Annotated in this window: 21 protein-coding genes and 3 tRNA genes; 19 read left to right on the forward strand and 5 right to left on the reverse strand. The window is 62.4% G+C overall.

Features of this window, described 5'->3' with window-relative positions; genetic code table 11:
- Positions 1-4: 4 nt before the first annotated feature.
- The gene (locus KBX19_RS03260) at positions 5-1,120 is read right to left on the reverse strand and encodes an isochorismate synthase MenF (protein WP_040423755.1); all 1,116 of its coding nucleotides are present in this window, start codon (positions 1,118-1,120) and stop codon (positions 5-7) included.
- A gap of 249 nt (positions 1,121-1,369) precedes the next feature.
- On the opposite strand from KBX19_RS03260, the gene gltX reads away from it, so the two are divergent.
- The 8 genes from gltX (at position 1,370) to KBX19_RS03300 (ending at position 6,025) form a co-directional block, all read left to right on the forward strand.
- Positions 1,370-2,857: a glutamate--tRNA ligase gene (gene gltX, locus KBX19_RS03265; protein ID WP_255997397.1), complete on the forward strand. Its 1,488-nt coding sequence runs from the start codon at positions 1,370-1,372 to the stop codon at positions 2,855-2,857.
- Between the two features lie 118 nt (positions 2,858-2,975).
- Positions 2,976-3,047: transfer RNA gene (locus tag KBX19_RS03270), tRNA-Gln, on the forward strand.
- Positions 3,048-3,094: 47 nt separating this feature from the next.
- Positions 3,095-3,167, forward strand: a tRNA-Glu gene (locus tag KBX19_RS03275).
- Between the two features lie 244 nt (positions 3,168-3,411).
- Positions 3,412-3,600 carry a hypothetical protein gene (locus KBX19_RS03280; RefSeq protein WP_255997398.1) on the forward strand — a complete coding sequence of 63 codons (189 nt, stop codon included), beginning with the start codon at positions 3,412-3,414 and terminating at the stop codon, positions 3,598-3,600.
- 88 nt (positions 3,601-3,688) lie between these two features.
- Positions 3,689-3,761: transfer RNA gene (locus tag KBX19_RS03285), tRNA-Glu, on the forward strand.
- Positions 3,762-4,213: 452 nt separating this feature from the next.
- Positions 4,214-4,783 (forward strand): DUF6230 family protein, encoded by a 570-nt coding sequence (locus KBX19_RS03290; RefSeq protein ID WP_255997399.1) that lies wholly within the window; start codon positions 4,214-4,216, stop codon positions 4,781-4,783.
- Positions 4,773-5,252 (forward strand): DUF6114 domain-containing protein, encoded by a 480-nt coding sequence (locus tag KBX19_RS03295; RefSeq protein ID WP_005290396.1) that lies wholly within the window; start codon positions 4,773-4,775, stop codon positions 5,250-5,252. Before KBX19_RS03290 ends, KBX19_RS03295 begins: the two co-directional genes overlap by 11 nt.
- A 173-nt stretch (positions 5,253-5,425) precedes the next feature.
- Entirely contained in the window at positions 5,426-6,025 is a 600-nt protein-coding gene (locus tag KBX19_RS03300; RefSeq protein WP_255997400.1) for a hypothetical protein, read from the forward strand.
- On the opposite strand, the gene KBX19_RS03305 is transcribed toward KBX19_RS03300, so the two are convergent.
- On the reverse strand, positions 6,022-6,426 hold the full coding sequence (locus KBX19_RS03305; protein WP_255997401.1) for a carboxymuconolactone decarboxylase family protein: 405 nt from the start codon (positions 6,424-6,426) through the stop codon (positions 6,022-6,024). The genes KBX19_RS03300 and KBX19_RS03305 overlap by 4 nt on opposite strands.
- Positions 6,427-6,469: 43 nt before the next feature.
- Here KBX19_RS03305 and KBX19_RS03310 point away from each other — a divergent pair, with 43 nt between their 5' ends.
- Entirely contained in the window at positions 6,470-7,429 is a 960-nt protein-coding gene (locus tag KBX19_RS03310) for a pyridoxal-phosphate dependent enzyme (RefSeq protein WP_255997402.1), read from the forward strand.
- Positions 7,422-10,151, forward strand: a complete 2,730-nt coding sequence (locus tag KBX19_RS03315) for an FAD/NAD(P)-binding protein (RefSeq protein WP_255997403.1) — start codon at positions 7,422-7,424, stop codon at positions 10,149-10,151. The genes KBX19_RS03310 and KBX19_RS03315 overlap by 8 nt, the downstream gene beginning before the upstream one ends.
- On the opposite strand, the gene KBX19_RS03320 is transcribed toward KBX19_RS03315, so the two are convergent.
- Complete coding sequence (locus tag KBX19_RS03320; RefSeq protein ID WP_255997404.1) at positions 10,148-10,834, reverse strand: IclR family transcriptional regulator C-terminal domain-containing protein; 687 nt, start codon at positions 10,832-10,834, stop codon at positions 10,148-10,150. The genes KBX19_RS03315 and KBX19_RS03320 overlap by 4 nt on opposite strands.
- Before the next feature lie 194 nt (positions 10,835-11,028).
- Between KBX19_RS03320 and leuC the strand changes: the two genes are divergently transcribed.
- The 3 genes from leuC to KBX19_RS03335 are packed head-to-tail and all read left to right on the forward strand — an operon-like array spanning position 11,029 to position 14,103.
- Positions 11,029-12,468: a 3-isopropylmalate dehydratase large subunit gene (gene leuC / locus KBX19_RS03325; RefSeq protein WP_255997405.1), complete on the forward strand. Its 1,440-nt coding sequence runs from the start codon at positions 11,029-11,031 to the stop codon at positions 12,466-12,468.
- Between the two features lie 9 nt (positions 12,469-12,477).
- Complete coding sequence (leuD, locus tag KBX19_RS03330; protein ID WP_005290383.1) at positions 12,478-13,071, forward strand: 3-isopropylmalate dehydratase small subunit; 594 nt, start codon at positions 12,478-12,480, stop codon at positions 13,069-13,071.
- A gap of 12 nt (positions 13,072-13,083) precedes the next feature.
- The gene (locus KBX19_RS03335; protein ID WP_255997406.1) at positions 13,084-14,103 is read left to right on the forward strand and encodes a DUF418 domain-containing protein; all 1,020 of its coding nucleotides are present in this window, start codon (positions 13,084-13,086) and stop codon (positions 14,101-14,103) included.
- Positions 14,104-14,106: 3 nt separating this feature from the next.
- Here the strand turns inward: KBX19_RS03335 and KBX19_RS03340 are convergent, their stop codons facing one another.
- On the reverse strand, positions 14,107-15,114 hold the full coding sequence (locus tag KBX19_RS03340) for a bifunctional NUDIX hydrolase/histidine phosphatase family protein (RefSeq protein WP_040424492.1): 1,008 nt from the start codon (positions 15,112-15,114) through the stop codon (positions 14,107-14,109).
- A 74-nt stretch (positions 15,115-15,188) separates the two neighbouring features.
- On the opposite strand from KBX19_RS03340, the gene KBX19_RS03345 reads away from it, so the two are divergent.
- Together KBX19_RS03345 and KBX19_RS03350 are read left to right on the forward strand one after the other, a co-directional pair.
- Positions 15,189-16,187, forward strand: a complete 999-nt coding sequence (locus KBX19_RS03345) for an NAD(P)H-dependent glycerol-3-phosphate dehydrogenase (RefSeq protein WP_255997410.1) — start codon at positions 15,189-15,191, stop codon at positions 16,185-16,187.
- Positions 16,188-16,208: 21 nt separating this feature from the next.
- The gene (locus KBX19_RS03350) at positions 16,209-17,264 is read left to right on the forward strand and encodes a D-alanine--D-alanine ligase family protein (RefSeq protein ID WP_255997412.1); all 1,056 of its coding nucleotides are present in this window, start codon (positions 16,209-16,211) and stop codon (positions 17,262-17,264) included.
- Here KBX19_RS03350 and KBX19_RS03355 read toward each other — a convergent pair.
- On the reverse strand, positions 17,236-18,192 hold the full coding sequence (locus KBX19_RS03355; protein ID WP_255997413.1) for a DUF3515 domain-containing protein: 957 nt from the start codon (positions 18,190-18,192) through the stop codon (positions 17,236-17,238). The two genes, KBX19_RS03350 and KBX19_RS03355, sit on opposite strands and share 29 nt — an antisense overlap.
- Before the next feature lie 48 nt (positions 18,193-18,240).
- Between KBX19_RS03355 and KBX19_RS03360 the strand changes: the two genes are divergently transcribed.
- The 4 genes from KBX19_RS03360 to KBX19_RS03375 are packed head-to-tail and all read left to right on the forward strand — an operon-like array spanning position 18,241 to position 23,531.
- Positions 18,241-19,215: a thiamine-phosphate kinase gene (locus KBX19_RS03360; RefSeq protein ID WP_255997414.1), complete on the forward strand. Its 975-nt coding sequence runs from the start codon at positions 18,241-18,243 to the stop codon at positions 19,213-19,215.
- Positions 19,212-19,856 (forward strand): uracil-DNA glycosylase, encoded by a 645-nt coding sequence (locus KBX19_RS03365; protein WP_005290369.1) that lies wholly within the window; start codon positions 19,212-19,214, stop codon positions 19,854-19,856. Before KBX19_RS03360 ends, KBX19_RS03365 begins: the two co-directional genes overlap by 4 nt.
- Positions 19,857-19,867: 11 nt before the next feature.
- Positions 19,868-21,406, forward strand: a complete 1,539-nt coding sequence (locus KBX19_RS03370; protein ID WP_255997415.1) for a DAK2 domain-containing protein — start codon at positions 19,868-19,870, stop codon at positions 21,404-21,406.
- Between the two features lie 4 nt (positions 21,407-21,410).
- The gene (locus tag KBX19_RS03375; RefSeq protein ID WP_370686992.1) at positions 21,411-23,531 is read left to right on the forward strand and encodes an ATP-dependent DNA helicase RecG; all 2,121 of its coding nucleotides are present in this window, start codon (positions 21,411-21,413) and stop codon (positions 23,529-23,531) included.
- Positions 23,532-23,535: the final 4 nt, after the last annotated feature.

Here is a 23,535-nt window from a genome sequence, read left to right on the forward strand (position 1 = left end):
CTGACTAGAGGCCCAGCGCACGCTGGATGGTGAGGAGCTTCGCGGTTGTTTCCGCGAGCTCCTCTTCTGGTTTCGAGGCTGCCACTAGGCCGCCGCCGGCCCACGCGCGGGCAGCAGTACCGTCACCATTGACCTCGGCGCAGCGGATGGACACCATGTATTCACCGTCACCGTGGGAATCGCACCAGCCAACCGTTCCTGCGTAGAACGATCGGTCCGTCTCCGCGGTGGTGATCAACGCTTCCGCAGCGTACTGCGGGGATCCGCAGACAGCGGGAGTGGGGTACAGGCGGGTGGCTAGGTCGAGTGCGCTGGGGGCGGGGTCGTAGAGCACGCCTTTGATCGGTGTGGCAAGGTGCCACATCTCGTTCGTGCGGTCGAGAACGGGCCGGTCCGGAATGGTCAGCTCCCGGCACAGCGGAGTGAGAATGTCTCGAATGTGCTCGACGACGTAGGAGTGCTCGTCGAGATCCTTTGTAGAGTTGTACAGCTTCTCGCCTGCTGCACGGTCAGCATCCTCATCGTCGAAAATGCGGGGTGCGGAACCGGCAAGGGGATATGAGGTGATCTCCAGCCCCTGCTTCCGTATGAGGAGCTCGGGGGAGGAGCCGACAATCATGTGTCCGGGCTTTCCAGCGGGAGTCAGGTCGGCGATGAACCCGTCGCGGGTGGAGGAAAGTTCAATCAATCGCGCTGCAACAAGGCGTGGGTCGACAGGGGGATCGAAGACGAAGTCGACGGACCGGGCCAGTACTACCTTGTCCAGGATCGAGTTGCAGATTGTGTCCACCGCCGCCTCCACACGGCGTAGGTGTTCGTGGGGTTCTGGGTCATACCCGGCAACCGCCGCGTGGAGTTGAGCGCCCGGCCCTTCGCGGTAGTACGAGTGCGGCTGTAAGGTTCCCGCCTCGGTAATGATCTGCTCTGGCACAGTGAGGGCGGCTGGCGCATCCCGGTCGAACGGGAGTGCTCCCACCACCATGTTCACCTCTCGACGCTGCAGAGCAGCTACCGCATCCCACGGTTCGATGAATGTCGAGGTGGTTCCCTGAGTGCGCACGGAACCGCTGGCCCGCGACAACAGGAAGTCGGGCGCAGTTTCAGGGCGGGGTGAGGGCATGAGCAACGATTTTAGCGTCCCCGGCAAGCACCGCATCCGCCGGGTTGACAGGCAAGTTGGGTTCCGCGTTGAGCAAATTAGTGCGTGCTACTCAAGTGGCATGTGTGTCCCGCGGGATGCTCCAAGCCGACGCAGAGAGTCAAGGTGCAAGGCTCCGGCCACAACTGGTGGTACGACCCGTCGGCAGCTAACGACATGTGGGCGGTGCTCTCGCGCGTGCACAAGTAGCCGCCCGCTACAGTTGGGGGCATGACTGATGCCCCTGTGAGAGTTCGTTTTTGCCCGTCGCCGACCGGAACGCCCCACGTGGGAATGGTCCGGACGGCGCTTTTCAATTGGGCGCACGCCCGCCACACCGGCGGCAAGCTCGTTTTCCGCATTGAGGACACTGACGCAGCCCGTGACTCGGAGGAGTCCTACCAGGCCATCATCGATTCTCTGACCTGGCTGGGTTTGGATTGGGACGAAGGCGTGGTCACTGGTGGCCCGCACGAGCCGTACCGTCAGTCGCAGCGCATGGACATCTACAAAGAAGTTCTGGACAAGCTGATTGATGCCGGTGAAGTGTACCCGGCGTACTCCACAGCAGAGGAAGTCAAGGAGCGTCACATCGCGGCCGGCCGCGACCCGCAGTTGGGATACGACAACTTCGACCGCGAGCTCACCGAAGAGCAGGTCGCGGCCTACAAGGCAGAGGGACGCGAGCCGGTGTGGCGCCTGCGCATGCCGGAGAAGGACTGGGCGTGGAACGACCTCGTCCGCGGAGAGATGGAGTTCAAGGCCGCGACGCAGCCAGACTACGTTGTCGCCCGCTCTACCGGTGCGCCGCTGTACACCCTGGTCAACCCTGTCGATGACGCGCTCATGGGCATCACGCACGTGTTGCGCGGTGAGGACCTGCTCTCGTCGACCCCGCGCCAAATCGCTCTCTACGAGGCACTGCAGCGCATTGGTGTCGCTGAAATCACTCCGGAGTTCGGTCACCTGCCGTTCGTCATGGGGCAGGGCAACAAGAAGCTGTCCAAGCGCGACCCCGAGTCGAACCTGTTTAACCACCGCGACAACGGCATCATCCCCGAGGGAATGATCAACTACCTCGCGCTGCTGGGGTGGTCCTTGTCCGCAGACCAGGATGTGTTCTCCGTCGATGAGTTCATCAAAGCCTTCGATATCAATGACGTGCTATCAAACCCTGCGCGTTTTGACGAGAAGAAGCTCGAAGCCATCAACGCTGACCACATTCGCATGCTGGAGCCTGAGGATTTCAAGAACCGCCTGCGTGACTACCTCACCGAGTACACGGACTTCCCGGCCGACTACCCCGAAGATAAGTTCGCTATCGCTGCGGATCTTGTGCAGACGCGCATCAAGGTGCTTGGTGACGCATACGGTCTGCTCAAGTTCTTGGTCACACCGGATGGAGAATTGGAGCTCGACGAGAAAGCTGCGAAGAAGAACCTCAAGGAAGATGCCGCGGAGCCGCTCGACGCCGGCCTTGCGGCACTTGAAGCAGTTGGGGAGTGGACCACCGTGAACATTGAAGCGGCCTTGAGCAAGGCGCTTATCGACGATCTCGGCCTCAAACCCCGCAAAGCCTACGGGGCCTTGCGAGTGGGCATCTCGGGTGAAGCTATCTCCCCGCCGCTGTTTGAGTCTATGGAGCTCCTCGGACGTGAATCGACCATGGCGCGTTTGCGTGCAGCGCGCGAGCAGACCCCGTTTGCTGCCGGGCAATAGCAAATGACAGCGCCGTAATTTGCTGGCATCACCAGCGGATTTGGTGCTCATTGCGCACCGTGGTTATAGTTATCGACGTTGTTCAGTGCGGCTGACAAGCAGCCGCACAGTATGACGATGGCCTATGGTGTAATTGGCAACACTACGGTTTCTGGTACCGTCATTCTAGGTTCGAGTCCTGGTAGGCCAGCTGCAGTCCGCTTCAAGTAGTGAACTGCAGGACAGAAAAGTCCTAATGCCCCGTTCGTCTAGCGGCCTAGGACGTCGCCCTCTCACGGCGGTAACACGGGTTCAAATCCCGTACGGGGTACAGCGAGAAGACCCTTTCATTCCACAGTGGAGTGAAAGGGTTTTTCTATATGTCTGAATATCTTGGCATTGAGAACAACTTTGTGACTCTTATTGTCGCGGTTGCAATCGGGGCGGCGGTGTTCACGGCGGTCTACAACGTGGGTCGAAAGCCTAAGGGAGAAGTGGAGACCTAGGTTCGTGTAACGGAGGGGGTTTGCGGAGCAATTAACAAACGAAACCGATTACTCACATGGAGGGGAATTATGGGTAAGAGAATCGCCGGCTTTTCTGTCGCGGTCGTTATCGCTATGGCGTGGGCAATTGTCTCCGCGCAATACGGCATTGAAAACCAAATTGTTTCGGCCATTGTCACCGTTGCTATGGGACTGGTTGTTTTTCTGGCGATCTTTTCCGTGGGCACCAACGGAAAGCCCCTGTTCAAAGAAAGTTAGAAGCGAACGCTTAGCCGCTTGTTGACCTAGGGATTTGGCGTTCGGCGCCATCACCATTTAGAGTGAGCAAGTCGCAACAAGCGAGCGCGCCCCGTTCGTCTAGCGGCCTAGGACGTCGCCCTCTCACGGCGGTAACACGGGTTCAAATCCCGTACGGGGTACAAAGCTAAAACCCTTTCATTCCATACCGGAGTGGAAGGGTTTTTCTTTTGTTCAAGAAGCCCTGTGCACATTGGCGTAACGAATCCCGGTTGAATCCTGATTAGGTCAGTGAAACGAGATGCCAATGGAGGGGTTGTCATGGTTAGAAATATTGTTGGTCTGTTGCTCGCGCTGTTCGCCGCTACGGTTTGGACAGTTGTCGCCGTTCGGATCGGGGTGGAAGATTCTCTCATGCGGACCATGATTTCGTGTGCGCTAGCGGCGACCATATTCTGCGCATTCTTCTTTTCGGGCAACAAGCCCGATGAGCCAGAAGCTCCTGCGGCTACCTAACCGTGACCGATCCACGCCCCGGCGGTTCTTTGCAAACCGCCGGGGTTTTGTCGTGTTTCGCTGACGTAGCGTCCGCTCAGGAGTAGTGTTTGCTGCACAAACATAAAGGAGCGTGGGCATGGGACACACCAAGAAACTCCGGTTTGCTGTTATCACCGGTGTGGGGCTGATCATTCTCGCCGGTGAAGGTGTGGCGATGGCGCAGAACGGGCTCACCGCTGGTCTCGCATTGTCGAATGTGATCTTCACCCAGCAGGTCGGCGGCATTGAGGCCGACAACTTCAGCCTCTTCGTCGACCGAGAGACCTTGAAGGACAGTGAAGTAGCCGTGTCTCGCCTCAAGCTGGAGGACGCGACGATCACCGACCTATGCATGTCCGCGCCGATTAAGCTCCCCGGTTTGGGGGATCGTCGCTTCCAAATGAAGGCCCCGGGGGCAAGCACGAAAGCTACCAACCTGGTCATCGGCGCCAAGGAACTCAACGGCACCATGACAATGACCAACCCGCAGATCGGTGTGGACGCCCAGCAGTTGTCCGATAAGGCTGAGCCGGGCTCCTTCGGTATTTCCATGACGCACCTGTCTGCAAAGAACCAGCTGATCTACGCCACGTCCCTGTCCGCTGACAAGCTCACAGCCGCCGGCGGGCAGATTAAGGTGGTGAAAGAGGGCGAAGGTGAGTGCTAATTCACGTGGGCCGGAGCACGGGGGCATCAACGAACTCTTCGACGGTCCCACCAACGTCCCCGGCACGGCGGAGGGTCCCGCCGACACAGATGACAACGTCGAGAAGATCAATCGCGGTTTCGCGGGATGGCGCGGCGGACGGCCGTTCGGCGCGGGGCTGTGCATGATCATCGCCGGTGTGATCATCCTCATGCCGGCCTACCTCTCCTTCGAGGTGTCTAACATCATGATCCAGATCAGCACGATCTCGGGCGTGTCCACCTTGCTCGTGGGTGTTCTGCTCATCGTTTGTGGCTTGATGACGTGGGGGCAGCCGCAGGCCCGCATTCTCACTGGGGTGACCGCCATGCTGCTCGGATTCATTGCTTTGCCCACGTCGAATTTCGGCGGTTTCATCATCGGCACCCTCTTCGCTCTCATCGGCGGGGCGTGGGCCTTGTCCTGGGCGCCAGGGGAGAAAACCGCATGAAAGTCAGGGGACAAGTAGCAGCTGCACTCACGGCCGCAACCATGGTCGTGGCCGCGCCGCAGGTCGCTGTCGCGCAGTTTCCTCCCGTGCCTCCGTTGCCTTCGTTGGAACTGCCACCGCCGCCGCCCCTTCCAGCACCGTCATCACTGCCCCCATTACCTCCACCGCCGCCGGTGCTTCCAACCCCCGAGCTTGAAGGCCTTGACCTTCCACCGCAGCTGTCGGGTCGCGGTGTAGTGCCCCGGCAGATCGGCGGTTTCGACTTCGACCCGCCGGCGCCGATCGAGAATATGATGACTCCCTCGGGGGAGACATACACGGTCCAATCGGACTCCACGAAGCTGCTGGGCGACGTCAAGATGTCCTACGTCCAGGTGAACACGATGCAGGGGTCCAAACCCGCGATCCGCATCGATTGCAACCGTGTGGAGTTGGACAACCTGCGTGTTCGGTTCCCCGGTGCTTCCGCCGGTGTGGAGGATATCTGGCAGCGGTCCGGCCCAGGGGTGATCACCACTCTCAACGGGAACTTTCACATCCTCGTGGCCAGGATGACCATCACGTCTCAGATCGCAGGCGTGACTCTTCCCATTCCCATCACGATTGACGCGTCGTGGGCACCGGAACAGATCCGTGCCGAGCTCAGCAAAGCCGGTGCAGGGCTGCCCGATGACATGTCCAACCTCATGGTCGTGGTCGACGGAACGATGGAAACGTACTACATCTCTGCAGATGACCTGCGTGCTGAGCAGGGATTGAGCATTAAGTCTTAGGCCTTCGGGCCGAGCTCGTTCTCGAGCACTTCTTGGGCCACCTTCATCGCAGAAAGCGCTGCGGGGGCGCCACAGTAACCGGAGGAGTGGATGATCGCCTCGGTGATCTCCTCGCGCGTGAGGCCGTTGACAAGTGCGCCGCGGACATGGCCACGCAGCTCCTCAGTGGCGCGCAGTGCGACCAGCATGCCGATGTTGAGCAAGCTGCGGTCGCGGCGGGAAAGTCCGTCGCGCGTCCATACCGAGCCCCACACGGTGGCTGTGACGTGGTTTTGCAGTTCTTCGCCGTCTTTGCCGGTGTTGCGCTCGAGCGCCGCGTCGACAAAGTCATCTCCCATGACGTCGCGGCGCACGGCCATGCCAGCGACGTAACGGTTGTCCTGAGTAGTGTTGTCGCTCATGCGCCCAAGCCTAACCCCACCCGCTTCACATAAGCTGGCGGGCATGATTGAAAACCGTCGGTTGCTCGACACCATAGGTTCCACGCCCCTCATACGTCTCGACACCGGCGACGGGGCCTCCAGTGGCCGGCGGGTATGGGGAAAACTGGAATCGTTCAACCCAGGTGGCAGCGCGAAAGACCGTACAGCGCGGGCTCTGGTGAAGGCCGCAGAAGAACAGGGGCTCGTCGGCCCCGGTGTGACGGTGGTCGAGTCGAGTTCCGGCAACCTCGGTGTCGCTCTCGCGCGTGAGGCCGCTGTCGGCGGGTGGGATTTCCACTGCGTTGTGGACCAACGCACGAACTCGTCAACGGTGGCGCACATGGAGGCGCTCGGTGCGACGATCCATGCGGTCACGAAACCGGATCCGGTCACGGGGGACTGGCTGGCGGCGCGGAGGATCAAGGTCGCGGAGCTCGTCGATAAGCTCGGCGCGGTCAACTTGGACCAGTACTCCAACCGCGCGGCGTTCACTGCGCACAGCGAGGGCACGATGCGCGAGATCGTGGACCAACTTGGGCACGCGCCGGACTACTTGGTCGTGGCAGTGAGCACGACAGGCACTGTCGGAGGATGTCTGCGCTACATCGAGGAGCACAGCATGGACACCACTGTCATTGCTGTCGACGCAGAAGGGTCGGTTCTTTTCGGCGGTGAGCGCGGCGAGCGGCTGCTGCCTGGCTTTGGCGCTGGCGTGGTTCCGGATCTCGCCGGCGACGTCACACCGCACGAGGTCGTGCGGGTCAGCGCAGCTGATTGCGTGGCGGCCGGTCGCCGCCTGGCCGCCACGACGGGATTCTTGCCGGGGGCGTCTGGGGGAGCGGTGGCTGGGTGCGTCGAAAAGCATGCGGAACTAGAAGGCGATGTCGTGGCGATCTTCCACGACTCTGGTGTCGCGTACCTGGACACGATGTACAACGACGAGTGGGTGGCAGAGAAGCTGGGAGTGGATTTCAATGGGTAGAACAGTTGCGATCATCGGTGCCGGACCGCGCGGACTGTGGGCTGCTGAAGAGCTCTTCGAACTCGCCCGCCAGCGCGGCGTGGCTATCGATCTCACGGTGTTCTCCTCCGGCACGGTGGGCGCGAGGAACGCGTACGAGCTGGATCAGCCTGAGCAGTGGGTGCTCAACGTGCCGCACCGCGCGATCCGGTCGCACAGCTCCAGTTTCGAGGACTTCAGTCGTGAAGATGAACCCGCCTCGCGCAGCACCGCTGGTGACTTCCTCGGAAAAGCTTGGGGCGATCTGCAGACATTCGCGCCGCGTACGTGCACGATCGACTGGCGGCGCACGTGGGTCAAGGACATTCGTCCCCGCGGTGAGCAATGGGAGGTCGAGGGCACGCTTTTCGACGACGTCCTGATCACCACCGGCCACGCCGACGACTGGCCCGGATCGTTGGCCCACGCGGATCTGGGCCTGGGAGAGAATGTGCAGGTCATTGCGCCCCCCACCCCGCAGGCTCTCGCGACCGTGACTCCCGGCGACGTGGTGGTCGTGCGCGGCGCCGCGCTGACGTTCATCGACATCACCCGCGTCATCTCGGCGAAGGCGATCTACCCCGTGTCGCGCTCGGGCAGGTTCATGGAGGCCAAGCATGAGCCCACGACGCTTATCGACGACCTCGTCGACCGCGCCCAGGACGCAATCCGTGCCGCAGCAAACACGCAGGACATCGTGGACGCACTGGCCGAATGCGCGGCAGGGATTCTCGAGCGTGAGACTGGCGACGCAGACCGGAATGCCATCGAGCAGGTTCTCGCCGGGACCGACAAAGGCGACCCGGTGGAGGATTTCCGGCGCTCCGTTACTGAGGCGATCACGCCCGCGCACGCGGTGGGCATCGCCTTCCGCAAGGCCTATCCGGCCGTGATTGAGCGTGCATCCTTCGGCGGGCGGGAGAGCCTCGACAGCTTTGGCGACCTCACCCGCCGCCTCGAGCGCGTCGCGTTCGGGCCGTTTGCCGGCCCTGCTGCTGACCTGCTGGATCTGATCGAAAAGGGTGTCGTGCGGACCGACATTCTCGACCGTGGGGGCGATAACGCTGATCTGGCAGCCGCCGCGCGTGAGGTCAAAGCGACAGTCGTGATCGACGGGGTCATCGCGCCGCCCGGAGTCGTTCCGGGCACTCTGGTGGCCGACCTGGTGGACCGCGGCATCGGCACAATCGACCCTGAAACGAATGGTCTGGTCATTGACCGAGACGCCACGATCACCGGTCAGCGCCACATTGCGGCGGCGGGACGGATGACTGAAGGGTGGGTTCTCGGCCTGGACACCCTGAACCGGACGCAACATGACGAGATCCCGCGGTGGGCACGCCGCGTTGTCACTGAGGCGATGGAGAATCCCGAGCGCGTGCACGGTGTCCCGCCGATGACGGCCCGGATCGAGCCCTGGGCTGAGGAACTCACAAGCAGCTACAACGACTGCCGGAACCTGCTCGAGGAATTCTCAAGCCCGGTCAATGTGCTCAATCCGGAACCGATGCTGGCGAACGTCGACGAGCTCGTCAGCGCGGGCGCCTCCACGGGAGTCGAGGTGAAGATCTTCTTCGCCCGCAAAGCCAACAAGGGACTCGTGTTTGTGGACACGATGCGCGACGCCGGGCATGGTGTGGATGTGGCCAGTGAGAACGAGCTGCGCCAAGTCCTGGATCGGGGTGTGCCGGGGGAGCGGATCATTCTCTCCGCGGCGATCAAGTCGGACGCGTTGCTCGAGCTCGCCATCGCTAACGGCGTGGTCATCTCCGCCGACAACGTGACCGAGTTGGAGCGCATCATCGCCATTGCCGGTGACCGCACCGCCTTGGTGGCTCCGCGTCTCGCGCCGGATCCGACAACCATGCCGCCGACTCGCTTCGGTGAGCGATCTGAGGTCTGGGCGCGGCGGTTGAGCGAGCCAGCTGGCTCCGTGACGGTTGCAGGGGTGCACGTTCACCTCCACGGTTACGCTGCTGCGGACCGGTCTGCAGCGCTGCGGGAGTGCGTGGGGCTCGTCGATAAGCTGCGGGCGAGCGGGCACGACCCGCAGTTCATTGATGTGGGCGGCGGTGTGCCGATGAGCTACCTCGACGATGAGGAGCAGTGGAATCACGCCCAAGACTCGCTACGCGCCATGCGGGAGGGCTACGCGGAGCCGTTCACGTGGAAGGGCGACCCGCTGCACAACACCTACCCTTACTGGCAACGGCCCGTGCGCGGTGCATGGCTGCGCGACGTGCTGGCCGATGGTGTTGCGCAAGAGCTCACCTCACGCGGCTTACGGTTGCATTTGGAGCCAGGCCGCTCGCTTCTCGACGGCTGCGGCCTCATCCTCGCCACCGTCGAATTCATCAAGCACCGCAGCGATGGGTTACCACTCGTCGGCCTGGCGATGAACCGGACGCAATGCCGGACCACATCGGATGACTACCTGGTCGATCCGATTCTGGTGACGGACGCCCCCGGTTCCACCGACGAGGAGGTCGAGGCGTTCCTGGTGGGCGCCTACTGCATTGAGGATGAGGTGATCCTGCGGCGACGGATCCGTTTCCCCCGTGGGGTACGGCCGGGCGATATCGTCGCGATCCCGAACTCTGCCGGCTACTTCATGCACATTCTGGAAAGCGCTTCCCACCAGATCCCGCTGGCGAAGAACGTGGTCTGGCCGGTCGGCGCGCTTGACTCTATCGACGCAGGTTAGATTGCGGCCATCAAGGTGTCGGCTGCGCTGAGCAGTTCGGTTCCCCACATCTGCGCAGGGGAGGGCTTGAGGCGCTCGACCGGGCCGGAGATGGACAGCACGGCAAGAAGCGCACCGTTGGCGTTGTGAATGGGAGTGGATACGCTGGCCAGCTCGACCTCACGCTCGCCGACGGATTCGGCCAGACGGGTGGTGAGGATCCGGTCGAGCTCCGCAGGGTTGAACGGGGTGTCGATGTGCTCATAGGCGGCAAACACCTTCGCAGCAGAGCCACGGTCGAGGGGCAGCTTTGAGCCCACGGGAACAGTGTTGTTGAGTCCGCTCGGCGGCTCGATCGCTGCCACACACGTGCGGGTTGCGCCAGTGAGCTCGTAGAGCTGGACGGACTCGTGCGTGGTGCGCACTAGCTCGCCCATGATGGGCTTAGCAGCGTCAATCACCTGTGACGGTCCAGCCGCGGCATAGCGTGCGAGCGCGGGGCCGATCGCCCATGCGCCGGCTTCCGTGCGGACGAGGATGTGGTGAATCTCCAACGCCGTGGCAAGGCGGTGGGTCGTCGCACGGGGGAGTTCCGTCGCGGCGCTCAGCTGGGCGAGGGTCTTCTCGCCGGCGGCGATGGCGTCGATGATGGCGATGGAACGGTCAAGGACCTTGATGCCGGAAAGTTCTGCAGTGTTTCCCACGGTGCGGATGATAGCAATCCACTATGTGGACAGTGGTATCGACCGTGGTAGGGGTGTGTTCGTTCAGGGCGCAGGGTGAACGAGGGTGGCAAAACGGTTTTGCCTAGGATTGCGTGAAACGGTCTGGCCTCCGCTAGACTGTCCCATTGAATGGACTCGATTGTCCCGCCTATTGGGAACATGCTTTAAGGAGAGTGTTTGAGGTGGCCGTTAATGCGGACAAGCCATTGACTTTGGCGGAAAAGGTTTGGCGCGATCACGTGATCACCAAAGGTGAGAACGGAGGCCCGGATCTGATTTACATCGACTTCCAACTTCTCCACGAGGTCACCTCACCGCAGGCGTTCGACGGCCTGCGCATGAACGGACGCACGATCCGCAACCCCCAGCAACACCTAGCTACTGAGGACCACAACGTGCCCACCGTGGGCATTAAGTCCGGCAATCTGCTGGAGATCGAGGAGCTGACCTCCCGCACCCAGGTGTCCACCCTGCGCAAGAACTGCGAAGAGTTCGGTGTCCGTCTGCACTCTATGGGCGACGTCAAGCAGGGCATTGTCCACACCGTTGGCCCGCAGCTGGGCATCACTCAGCCGGGCATGACGATCGTGTGCGGCGACTCCCACACCTCGACCCACGGTGCGTTCGGATCGATCGGCATGGGCATTGGCACTTCCGAGGTTGAGCACGTCATGGCGACCCAGACGCTGCCGCTCAAGCCGTTCAAGACTATGGCTATCGAGGTTTCCGGAGAATTGCAGCCCGGAGTCACGGCTAAGGACTTGATTTTGGCGATCATCGCGAAGATCGGCACCAACGGCGGAGCCGGCCACATCATTGAGTACCGCGGAGAGGCCATCGAGAAGCTGTCGATGGAAGCACGCATGACCATCTGCAACATGTCCATCGAGGGCGGGGCACGCGCCGGCATGGTGGCCCCCGACGAGAAGACCTTCGAGTACGTCAAAGGCCGTGAATACGCACCGCAAGGCAAGGACTGGGACGACGCCGTCGCTTACTGGAAGACCCTGCCGACCGATGAGGGTGCCGAGTTCGACACTGTCGTCGAAATCGATGGTTCTGCGCTCACCCCGTTTGTCACCTGGGGCACCAACCCTGGTCAGGGTCTGCCGCTGGCTGAGTCTGTGCCGGACCCGGAGTCCTTCGGTGATGACACGCTCAAGGCGGCCGCCGAGAAGGCGCTGAAGTACATGGATCTTGAGCCGGGCACCCCGCTGCGCGACATCAAGATCGACACTGTCTTCCTTGGTTCGTGCACCAATGCGCGCATCGAAGACCTGCGTGCAGCTGCGGAGGTCATCAAGGGCAAGAAGATTCACGAGAACACCCGCATGATGGTCGTTCCCTCTTCCGCAATGGTGAAGCAGCAGGCGGAGGAAGAAGGACTGGACCAGATCTTCCGCGACTTCGGAGCGGACTGGCGTACCGCCGGCTGCTCGATGTGCTTGGGCATGAACCCGGATCAGTTGCAGCCGGGGGAGCGGTCAGCGTCGACAAGCAACCGCAACTTCGAGGGCCGTCAGGGCCCCGGCGGCCGCACCCACCTAGTGTCGCCGCTTGTCGCAGCGGCAACCGCAATCACTGGCCACCTTGCCTCCCCGGCGGACCTCTAAGGAGCAATCATGGAAAAGTTCACCACCCACACCGGCGTTGGCGTTCCGCTGACCCGCTCCAACGTGGACACCGACCAGATCATCCCCGCTGTGTACTTGAAGCGTGTCTCGCGCACCGGGTTTGAGGACGGTCTGTTCTCCAACTGGCGTAACAACGAAGCAGACTTTGTGCTGAACCAGGATGCGTTCAAGAACGGCTCCGTGCTCTTCGCCGGCCCCGACTTCGGCACCGGCTCCTCTCGAGAGCACGCCGTGTGGGCGCTCATGGACTATGGCTTCAAGGCCGTGTTCAGCCCGCGCTTCGCCGACATCTTCCGTGGTAACACCTCCAAAGCAGGCCTGCTCGCCGGCCAAATGACTGAATCCGACATCGAGCTGATCTGGAAGCAGCTCGAGCAAAACCCCGGTATGGTGGTCACGGTGTCGCTCGAGGACCGGACCGTGACGGTGGGGGAGAACACCTTCACCTTCGAGATCGACGACTACATCCGCTGGCGCCTCATGGAAGGCCTCGACGACATCGGCCTGACCCTGCGTGATGAGGGCGCGATCGAGGACTTCGAAGCGAAGCGGCCCGCGTACAAGCCAGCTATCGACGTCTAGAAAGGCCGGAGAATGAACGAAACGCGAAACGCGAGAATGCTCTCGCTTGATGTGATCCGCGGAATCGCACTGTGCGGGATCGCCTTCGTGAACTTTCAACAGCAATGGCTCCTCTATCCAGGGCCTGAAGGGGAAAAGGAGGCGTACCGGGCGCTAGATCTCCTTGCTCACCAACGCTTCTTCACAGCGTTCACATTTCTCTTCGGGATTGGATTCGCACTGATCGTCGATGGGGCTCGCCGACGCGGGATGATGGCGCAGTCCGTCATGTGGCGGCGGCTGCTGCCTCTTTTTCTGCTCGGAATCGTGCACCAAATCCTCCACCCCGGGGAGGCGCTGCTGTACTACTCAGCCTTCGGCTTCGTATTCCTGTACCCGCTCACTTTCGTCACCGACCTGAAACTTCGACGGACATTAGCCACCGTCGGAGGCGTCGTGCTGACTTTGCTCGGAGCGCCGTTCGGAGGAATCGTTCTCATTCCCGGCTTGCTCTTGCTCGGATTCGCATTCGCTATGTGGGGGCTACCGCAGGCCCTGGACGAGAACCCTAAACCGGCGGCGATGGCACTGCTGGTTCTGGTTCCGCTGACGCTGGGAATGAGCTACCTCCAGTACCGGAGTCTTGGAACGGTCGCATATAGCCACGTTGCTGCAGTGACTGGCCTGATCTACACAGCCATGTGGATGGCACTGGTGTATGTCCTGCTGCGCACGCCCCTGCGGTCCGCGCTCGGAGCGATGTTCGCGTCGCTGGGCCGAACGGCTCTGACGAACTACATTCTGGCGACGTTGGTGATCATCGGAAGCGGCCTGCTGTTGGGATATCCACGCGAAGATGCGGGAGCGACGAACGAAGACTTCTACACAGCTTTCGCGGTCGCCGCAGTGATGCTCGTCATCCAAGCTGTGCTCAGCTGGCTGTGGCTGCGCCGCTTCGGCCAGGGGCCGTTGGAGAAAGGCTGGCGCTACCTCACCTGGGAAGCGTTTGGCGGGCCGAAGAAACTTCCTGCTGAGGCGCACCCAGGCTCTTAATCCTTAGCGCACCGGCAGGGCAGTGGGCATGTAGTCAGCGCCAGTCAGCTCGCCGCTGTTGAAGGACAAGACCCACACGCAGCCCTTCTTGCAGTTGATCTCACCGTCGATCGGCAGGCGGCCGTTCTCTGAGAGCCACTGGATCATGTTGGGCATCACGTCGCCCTGGGCTACGACGACGCTCGTGCCACCTTGATCGATGACAGCTTGGAAAGCCTGCTTGGCACCGGACGGGTCTGACTGCCACGCGTTGTCACCGAAACGCAGGTCGACGTCGACAGGCATGTTCAACTCGTCGGCAAGCGGCGCGATGGTTTGCTGGCAGCGGTCCGGAAGAGCGCTATAGATGCGCTCCGGGTGGAAGGCCGCGAGCATCGGGACGAGCATCTCCGACTGACGGCGGCCCTTCTTGTCCAATGGGCGCTTGTTGTCGTCGCCTGACCACTTCTCGCGGTCGTGCGCCTTCGCGTGGCGCACATAAAGGATGCGGCACGTCGCCGGGAGGCGGAAGCGCTTCTCCGCTTTCGTCAGAACCTGGCGGTCGAGGTCGTAGGACATGATTTCTTTGGCATCGTCGAAGGTGAGCCAGCGGATCTCGTCGACCTCGTCGTTCGGCTCGAACTCGCCGCCGAGCACCTGAGCGATCCAGTAGTAGACCACCTTCGTGCTGTCCATGACGGGGTACACCGTCTTACCCAGCAGCTTGCCCAGGCGGATGTCGTAGCCGGTTTCCTCCTTGATCTCGCGGACCGCAGTGACCACGAGAGACTCGCCCGGGTCCACCTTGCCCTTGGCCAAGGACCAGTCGTCATAGCGTGGGCGGTGAATGCACGCGACTTCAATCGAGTCGATGTCGTTGACGTCGCCGCGCCACAGCACGGCGCCCGCAGCCAGAGTAGTCTTCTTGAATTCCTCATCCGGTCGCCGTGGAATCTCCTGGTGGCGGCCGGTGAGGAACATCTCGCCCTGGATGTCCTTGTCGTCTTCGTGCATCTTCGACTTCTTGCCCATGGCATTCATCATATGCGCCCAACCGAGCCTGGCTCCTCTACACTGGCACGGAACGTAAGAGAGAAGGAGCGCACATGGTCAAGGTGGCTGTTCTCGGCGCCGGGTCGTGGGGGACCGCACTAGCGAAGGTCTTTGCGGACGCCGGAAACTCTGTGAGCCTGTGGGCGCGCCGCACCCAGTTGGCGCAGACAATGGCGTCCACACGCGAGAATCCCGATTACCTCGAGGGCATTGAACTGCCAGAGGCGATTGAAACGACCGATGACGCCGAAGCCGCAATCGAGTCTGCACAGATCGTGGTGCCCGCTGTGCCGAGCCAGACGATGCGCGACAACCTGGCCACGTGGGCGCCGCACATCAGCTCGGACGCCACAGTGCTGTCTATCTCTAAGGGCATTGAGACGGGCACGTATAAGCGCATGTCCGAGGTGGTGGCAGAGGTCACCGGCATTAACGGCGACCGCGTGGCCGTTTTGTCGGGCCCGAATTTGGCCCGCGAGGTCGCTGAGGAGCAGCCAGCGGCTACAGTCATCGCCTGCTCAGACCTCAACCGCGCGAAGCTGGTCCAGGCCGCCTGCGCAACCACGTATATGCGCCCGTACACCAACACTGATGTCGTCGGCTGTGAGATTGGCGGGGCCTGCAAGAACGTCATCGCGCTCGCGTGCGGCATGGCTGCGGGTAAAGATCTGGGGGAGAACACCCGCGCCACCTTGATCACCCGTGGCCTGGCGGAGATCACACGCCTGGGCATGGCGCTCGGCGCAGATCAGCGCACTTTCGCGGGCCTTGCTGGGCTGGGCGACCTCGTGGCCACCTGCGGCTCGCCGCTGTCCCGCAACCGCACGTTCGGTGAACGTCTCGGCCGCGGAATGCCGCTTGAGGACGCCCGCGAGGCGACGCATGGCCAGGTCGCAGAAGGTGTGATTAGCTCCAAGAGCATCTACGAGCTGGCTCTGGCCAACGGAGTGGACATGCCGCTCACGGAGGCAGTGCACTCCGTGTGCCACGGCGACCTCAAGGTCGATGACATGGTTGTCGCACTGATGGGTCGCTCGAAAAAGTCGGAGTAGGTGCCTTGTAGTGTGGTCTGCATGATCACACTTGCCGTCATTTACGGTGGAATGTCCTCCGAGCACTCCATTTCTTGCATTTCTGCTGGCGCCATCATGGCGGAGTTGCCCAAGGACAAGTACAAAATTTTCCCGGTAGGCATCACTCAAGATGGCGTGTGGGTGGAAGGCACGACGGACCCGGTCGGGGATTCTCAGCTGCCGTCGGTCACGGGCGAGCGCGAGGTCGCGCTGTCGGTCAATCCTTCCCGCCGCGGTGAGTTTTACGATGCTCGCACGGGCGAGGTGCTGGCCACCATCGACGCTGTCTTCCCGGTTCTGCACGGCACCTACGGCGAAGATGGCACGATTCAGGGTCTGCTCGACCTTGCTGGCGTGCCGTATGTCGGTCCGGGTGTGCTGTCGTCCGCCTGCTCGATGGACAAGCAGTTCACAAAGATTGTCGCGCGTTCGGCGGATGTGCCTGTCACCCGCGAGGTCGTGCTTGTCGACGACGAGCACCTCGACGACACCGACCGCGACTACCTCGGTCTCCCCGTGTTTGTGAAGCCGGCCCGCGGCGGATCCTCGATTGGCATCAACAAAGTAGACAGCTGGGACAAGCTCGATGACGCCGTCCGTTTTGCCCGCTTGTATGACTCCAAGGTCATCATCGAGGCGGAGCTGGTCGGCGACGAGGTGGAAGTCGGCGTGATTGAGCGCCCCAACGGCGATCTGATCGCCTCGCCTCCCGCAAAGCTCAACGGCACCTCCGAATCGGAGGAGGGCTTCTACGGGTTTGAGACCAAGTACCTCGACGACGTTGTCACCGCGACGATCCCGGCGGGCTACGACGACGTGATGAACGCCAAGCTCGAAGAACTGGCCATCCGCACCTTCCGCGCTCTGGACTGCCGTGGTTTGGCGCGCGTGGACTTCTTTGTCACATCGGAGGGCCCGATGCTCAACGAAGTCAACACCATGCCCGGCTTCACCTCGATCTCGATGTTCCCGCAGGTCTTCCAAGCTGCGGGCATGAGCTACGGGGAGCTGCTCGAAACACTCATTGCTACTGCGCTGGAACGTTCTCCGCAATAAGGTTGGTCAGCTTCGTCAGCGCTTCTTCGCCGACACCCATGGGCAGCGACACTGCGATATCGGTGCGCCGGCCCAGCGCGTAGAGCAGCGTTGCAGTTCCGTCAGGGTTCTCCTCCTGGAACCACGGGGTGTCGTTGATCTGGGTCAGCTGGGCTCCAGGTTCATAGCTCGCCGGTGCCGCGACGCCGCAGCGGATGACAATGGGTTCCACGCTATTCCCACCCCATGCGGCTGCAGATGCGTCGTCAAGCGAAGCGACGTTGCTCAGATCCAACCGTGCGTAGCCCGGGACGAGCTCGTCGGGGAGTGCTCCCAATAGCGTCTCGCACTCGGCGCCAGCGCCCTCTGCGGGTTCAAGCCCGGCCAGCGGCGCGGGTGCAGGTTCGCTCGCCTCTTCCGGTAGAGCAGACAGGTCGAGCTTATCGACGGGACTCTCACCCTCCCGCACAGTCTGATGGTCCGCCGTCACCGCCACGACCGGCGAGCGGTCCACTGTGAACCATGTGGACAAGTCCGCCCCCGCCGTAGGGTCGCTGATTTCTATCCACCGTGCTCCGGCCGCTTCAAACGTGGGGGTGAGCTCGGTGTACTGGAGAGGGGCTTCGACACCGCAGCGCAGCGTGACGCGTTGGTCGGACGCAGACTGCCACACGGCAGCACCGGCAGGAGCCGGATCGAGCAGCTCGGTGCGGCGGTGGCCAGCGAGCTCGTCAGGCAGAGAGTCGATCAACTGGGCGCATTCTGGGGAATCCGCCATAGGCGACGGCAACTCCGACAGCGAGACCGGCTGGTTGTTAAGCTTTTGCATAACCACCTTGGACCCGACGAGCACTCCGACGACAAGCGCTAGCGCCAAGCCCAGACTGACGTAGATTAGTGTCTTGTTCATCGGCGGCGCGGCGGTAGTCTGTTCGGCTGAGCTCGTCATAACGGCCCAGTCTATAAGGCCCAGAACCGAGAAAGGCCCCACGCACCTATGATTCACACCGGTTTTCCCACCAGTGGCCCCACGCTCGGGGAGGTCGGGGAACACGCGGTAATCCAGTCGATCATCGATGCCAGTCCGTCGCCGGTTAACGGGGATGACGCAGCTGTTCTGTCGCCGGCGTCGCCGAACTCGCGCGTGGTGGCTACGACGGACATGCTCGTGGAAGGGCGTCATTTCCGGGTGGATGTGACCACCCCGTGGTATCTGGGCCGAAAGGCAGTCGTGCAGAACTTCGCCGACATTGAAGCAATGGGTGCGCGCCCGATCGCTGTGTTGCTGTCCTTGTCTGCCCCGCCAGCAATGGCGGCGTCTGTGGTCGGGGAGATCGCCCGCGGGATCGCCCACGAGATTGACAAGTACGCCGCCGAGCTCGTCGGCGGCGACGTCACAGCGGGGGAGAGCCTTGTTCTCTCGGTCACCGCTATCGGATCCCTCGGCGGCAACCGGCCGCCGCTGACCCTATCCGGCGCGCGCCCGGGCCAGAACCTTGTTGCCCACGGTGCGATCGGTTACTCCGCCGCTGGCTTGGACCTGCTGGAATCGGGCATGGAGATCCCCGAAAAGTTGGAACCGCTCGTGCTGGCCTACCAGGCTCCCGTTCTCTCGCCGAGCGCTGGCGTGGTCGCGCGGTCCGCCGGAGCAAGCGCGATGACCGACAACTCCGACGGTCTACTGCACGATCTCACTGCGATCGCTGAGAACTCCGGTGTGCGGTTCGATCTGGATCCCGCCACGTTCGCCCCCGACGACTTGCTGCTTCATGCCGCTGAGCTCCTTGGCGCTGACCCGTGGAAGTGGGTGTATGAGGGCGGGGAAGACCACACATTGCTCGGCACCTTGCATGGCGATGCGCCTGTCGGGTTCCGCAGCATCGGCAAGGTGTGCCGCACCAACGACGCAGCGAGCGTCACCGTCGATGGTGCTGCACCCAATTACTCCGGAGGATGGGAGAGTTTCGCATGAGTTTGCCTGTGCATGAGAGCTGGAAGGAACCACTGAAGCCCGTCGAAAAGCGCATCCATGAGATGGGTGACTTCCTGCGCGCGAACCAGCCGTACCTGCCGGCCGGCAACGACGTCCTGCGCGCGTTTCAGGACCCCTTTGATGACGTGCGTGTGCTCATCGTCGGCCAGGACCCGTACCCGACACCGGGGCACCCCATGGGCCTGAGCTTTTCGACGCAACCAGGTGTGCGCCCACCCCGCTCCCTGGTGAATATCTATACCGAGCTGGAAAGCGACCTAGGCATCCCGCCCCGGAAGGACGGCGACCTGTCCAACTGGGCGAGCCAGGGAATCTTGCTGCTCAACAGAGTGCTCACCGTGGCGCCCGGAAAATCTGGCTCGCACCGCGGCAAGGGCTGGGAAGAGGTCACAGAGCAAGCAATGCGCGCCCTCGCCGAGCGCGACACACCGCTCGTGGCCATCTTGTGGGGACGCGACGCCCGCACCGCCAAAGAGTTCTTGGGCGACACTCCATGCATCGAGTCGACGCACCCCTCACCGTTTTCCGCGCGCAACGGATTCTTCGGCTCCCGCCCGTTCTCGCGGGCCAATGAGGCGCTGCAGGCCCAAGGGGCCGACGGTGTTGACTGGGCACTGTAGAGTAAGTGCCCATGACCACCCTCTCCGGCGTTTCTGTGCTTGACGGTGCCCGCCTTCTGGTGTGGGCGCGCAGCGGCGCTGAAGCGTTGGAGGAGCACCGCGAGGACATCAACAGCCTGAATGTCTTCCCCGTGCCGGATTCAGACACTGGCTCCAACATGGCGTACACAATGGCCGCAGCCGTGCGCGAAGCCGAGAATGTGGATCCGTCCGCCGGCGCGGACGCGGTCGCTGAGGCGCTGGCGTTCGGCAGCATTAAGGGTGCCCGCGGTAATTCTGGGATCGTCCTGTCGCAGGTATTGCGGGGTGTCGCGCAGGCGGCACTCGATGGGGAGTTGGACGGCAGAAGCGTCGCAGACGCGCTGACCAACGCTGTCACGTTCGTGGAGCGGGCTATCAATTCGCCCGTCGAGGGGACGATCATCACCGTCTTGCGCGAAGCAGCTAATGCGGCACGAGCGGCCGCGGGGACCGGTGAGCTTGCTGACGTCACTGCAGCAGCCCTTGGTGCCGCCGAAGAAGCGCTTGAACGCACTCCGTCACAGCTCGCTGAACTCCGCGAAGCGGGGGTTGTGGATGCAGGCGGTACTGGGCTGGTGCTGTTGCTTCAGGTGCTGCACGACAGCGTCAGCGGCGAAAGCGGCGGTGACCGTCCCGTAGGTTCTGCAGCTGGTTCGGACCATGAACACGGGGACGGCCACAGCGCCCCCGGTTGGCTCGAAGTTCTGTTCATGTTCTCTGGCCCACTCGACGACCTTGAGTCGGTGCTCTCCGGGATGGGGCGCAGCCTTGTCGTGGCCCGTGTGACGGACACGCAGGGCAAGGTGCACATTCATACCCCGGAAGCGGGGCCGGTCATCGAGAAGGCCTTCGCTATGGGGGAGGTGACCGAGTTGCGGCTCGAGGTGTTGCCGGATGCGTCCCCGTTGCATGAAGCGCGCCGTGTCGGCCGCCTCATCGTTGCGGTGACTCCTGCCGGTTCGTTGATGGATCTGTACACCCAAGCCGGTGCGGTCGCTGTCGTGCCCGGGCCAGGTGTGGTTGAGGATCTCCGCCGCGAGATTGTCGCCTCGGGCGCGCACGAGGTCCTTGTGCTGCCCAATGGCCAGCTCGACTCCGAAACGCTCGACGCAGTCGAAGCGGTTGCCGAGACGGATGACATGGAGATCGTTTTGCTCCCGACAGTCCGATTGGTCAACGGCATCGCTGCTCTTGCCGTCCATGATCCGCGCCTACCGCTCGACCAGGCGGCTGCTTTGATGCAGGAAGCCGCGCAGGAGATGGATGTCGCCGATATCCAGGCCACCGATGACGGGATTGATGTCCTCGGTGCGAACGGAGCTATTGCCCGGGCAGACGACCTCGCTTCGGCCATTGAGCAGGCGTGCACCGCTTTGCTTGCCGACGGCGGCGAGCTGATCACCCTCCTTCTCGCCCCGGACGACGCCACCGTGGTAGACAGCGACACCCTCGAAGAGAAACTCGGGGCGGAGGTACTGGTCTACCCGGCAGATGGCCTCGGAACGCTCGGCCACATCGGAGTGGAGTAGCACCGTGCTCGGCCTGACGTACTCCACGCCGCTCAACCTGGTCATTCCCACCCGCCCCGCGCGAGCCATCGCGACCAACTTCGGGATCGAGACAGCAGAAGGGCTGTTGGAGCACTACCCGCGCAAGTACCTTCACTACGGTTACGGCGACGCGCTCGAAGGGGCGCTGCCAGGTGACACGATCTCTTTCATCGGCGTGATCCAGTCCACGCGCATGATTCACGGCAAGCGCACAATCTTCAAGGCGCAGGTGACCGACGGGCGCAACACGATTGACATGTCGTTCTTCAACGCCCGCTACGCTCCGCGGGTGCTCGCGGAAGGCACCCGCGGCATGTTCACCGGGAAGCTGTCCTACTTCAACGGCATGCCGCAGCTGCAGCACCCGGACTTCATTCTGCTCAACCAGTCCAGTTTCTCAGGCGAGAAGTCAAGCGGTGCTACGCACAGCTCCGGGTCGATGAAGCAGCTTGCCGCCTTCGGGGACCCCAATGAGATGTTGGCTGGCCGTGAGTGGTTGCCGGTCTACGCGGCAAAGAAGAACGTCTCCACATGGACCATTATGGGTGCGGTCGCCACCGTCCTCGAACACATCGGGGAGGTGGAAGAGCCGCTCGGCTTCACTCCCGAGGGCTTCATTTCTCTTCAGGACGCTCTGTGGCAGATCCACTTGCCCGGGCCCCACGGCCCCGACGCCGCCCGGAACCGCCTGAAATACAACGAGGCGCTGCGGGTGGCTCTCATCATGGCGGTGCGCCGCGAGGATACGGCGCATCGGACGGCGCCGGCGCTTCCGCGCGTCGATAAGCGCAACCAAGCGCAACTCTTGAGCGCTTTGCCGTTCTCGCTGACCGACGGGCAGCTCGGTGTGCTCGACGAGATCACCTCAGACCTACAGCGCACGATCCCGATGACCCGCCTGCTGCAGGGCGAGGTCGGTTCCGGAAAAACGATCGTGGCGTTGGCTGCGATGCTCCAAGCGGTGGACAACGGCATGCAGTGTGCGCTGCTTGCCCCGACGGAAGTGCTCACCCTGCAGCACGAAAAGTCCCTGCGTAAAACCTTGATGCGCACCGGTGTCCATGCCCGCGTGGTGGCGCTGACGGGGTCGATGCCGACTGTGCAGAAACAGGAGGCGCTGCTGGCGATCATGACGGGGGAGGCCGACATCGTCGTGGGCACGCACGCGATCATTCAGCAGAGCGTGGAGTTCTTCAACCTCGGTTTCGTCGTTGTGGATGAGCAGCACCGCTTCGGTGTGGAGCAGCGCGACATGCTGCGCGACAAGGCAGGGGATATCACCCCGCACTTGCTGGTAATGACGGCGACACCGATTCCGCGCACCATCGCCATCACCGTCTTCGGCGACTTGGAAGTGTCCACTCTGCGAGAGCTTCCCGGTGGCCGCAAACCCATCCAGTCGGCGATCGTGCCGGAGTTCAAGGAGACGTGGGTGGCGCGTGCCTGGGTGAAGATTCGCGAGGAGGTCGCCGCCGGCCACCAGGCCTATATTGTGTGCCCGCGCATTGAGGGGCCCGGCGGGGTGCTCGAGATGGCGGAACGCCTGCAAGCCGTGGAGTTGCAGGGCCTGCGAATCGAGATTCTGCACGGGCGCATGAAAGGCGAGGACAAGGACCGGACCATGTCCGAGTTCAGCGCCGGAGAGATCGATGTGCTCATCTCCACGACGGTCATCGAGGTCGGTGTCGATGTACCGAATGCAACGGTGATGATGGTGCGCGAATCCGAGCACTTCGGCGTCTCCCAGCTCCACCAGCTGCGCGGCCGTGTGGGTCGTGGTGGGCACCAGTCGCTGTGCTTGTTCCATACCTTCGCCGAACCCGATACACCCCAATTGGAGCGCGTTTCGCGCATTGCCGAGGTTTCCGACGGGTTCGAACTCGCCGAGCTCGACCTGGAGATCCGCCAAGAGGGCGACGTGCTGGGCACATCCCAGTCCGGCAAGGAGCGACAGCTCAAGCTGCTCAACCTGGTCGAGGACTATGAGATCATCCAGCGCGCCTACGACGACGCCGCCGAGATTGTCGCCCGCGACATTGAGCTGGCCCGCTCCGTCACCGAAGAGATGATCCTCGAAGAATTCGAGTACTTGGATAAAAGTTAAAGTG

The organism is Corynebacterium sp. CCUG 71335 (assembly GCF_024454075.1).
Lineage (GTDB): Bacteria > Actinomycetota > Actinomycetes > Mycobacteriales > Mycobacteriaceae > Corynebacterium > Corynebacterium genitalium.

Bases quoted from the DNA above. Each gene is read 5' to 3' on its own strand.
- KBX19_RS03280 (WP_255997398.1), top strand. From the start codon at position 3,412: ATGGGTAAGAGAATCGCCGGCTTTTCTGTCGCGGTCGTTATCGCTATG.
- KBX19_RS03260 (WP_040423755.1), bottom strand. From the start codon at position 1,120: ATGCCCTCACCCCGCCCTGAAACTGCGCCCGACTTCCTGTTGTCGCGG.
- KBX19_RS03355 (WP_255997413.1), bottom strand. From the start codon at position 18,192: ATGACGAGCTCAGCCGAACAGACTACCGCCGCGCCGCCGATGAACAAG.
- KBX19_RS03315 (WP_255997403.1), top strand. From the start codon at position 7,422: ATGGGTAGAACAGTTGCGATCATCGGTGCCGGACCGCGCGGACTGTGG.
- KBX19_RS03345 (WP_255997410.1), top strand. From the start codon at position 15,189: ATGGTCAAGGTGGCTGTTCTCGGCGCCGGGTCGTGGGGGACCGCACTA.
- KBX19_RS03365 (WP_005290369.1), top strand. From the start codon at position 19,212: ATGAGTTTGCCTGTGCATGAGAGCTGGAAGGAACCACTGAAGCCCGTC.
- KBX19_RS03350 (WP_255997412.1), top strand. From the start codon at position 16,209: ATGATCACACTTGCCGTCATTTACGGTGGAATGTCCTCCGAGCACTCC.
- KBX19_RS03310 (WP_255997402.1), top strand. From the start codon at position 6,470: ATGATTGAAAACCGTCGGTTGCTCGACACCATAGGTTCCACGCCCCTC.
- KBX19_RS03360 (WP_255997414.1), top strand. From the start codon at position 18,241: ATGATTCACACCGGTTTTCCCACCAGTGGCCCCACGCTCGGGGAGGTC.
- KBX19_RS03290 (WP_255997399.1), top strand. From the start codon at position 4,214: ATGGGACACACCAAGAAACTCCGGTTTGCTGTTATCACCGGTGTGGGG.
- KBX19_RS03305 (WP_255997401.1), bottom strand. From the start codon at position 6,426: ATGAGCGACAACACTACTCAGGACAACCGTTACGTCGCTGGCATGGCC.
- KBX19_RS03335 (WP_255997406.1), top strand. From the start codon at position 13,084: ATGAACGAAACGCGAAACGCGAGAATGCTCTCGCTTGATGTGATCCGC.
- leuD (WP_005290383.1), top strand. From the start codon at position 12,478: ATGGAAAAGTTCACCACCCACACCGGCGTTGGCGTTCCGCTGACCCGC.
- KBX19_RS03370 (WP_255997415.1), top strand. From the start codon at position 19,868: ATGACCACCCTCTCCGGCGTTTCTGTGCTTGACGGTGCCCGCCTTCTG.
- gltX (WP_255997397.1), top strand. From the start codon at position 1,370: ATGACTGATGCCCCTGTGAGAGTTCGTTTTTGCCCGTCGCCGACCGGA.
- KBX19_RS03340 (WP_040424492.1), bottom strand. From the start codon at position 15,114: ATGGGCAAGAAGTCGAAGATGCACGAAGACGACAAGGACATCCAGGGC.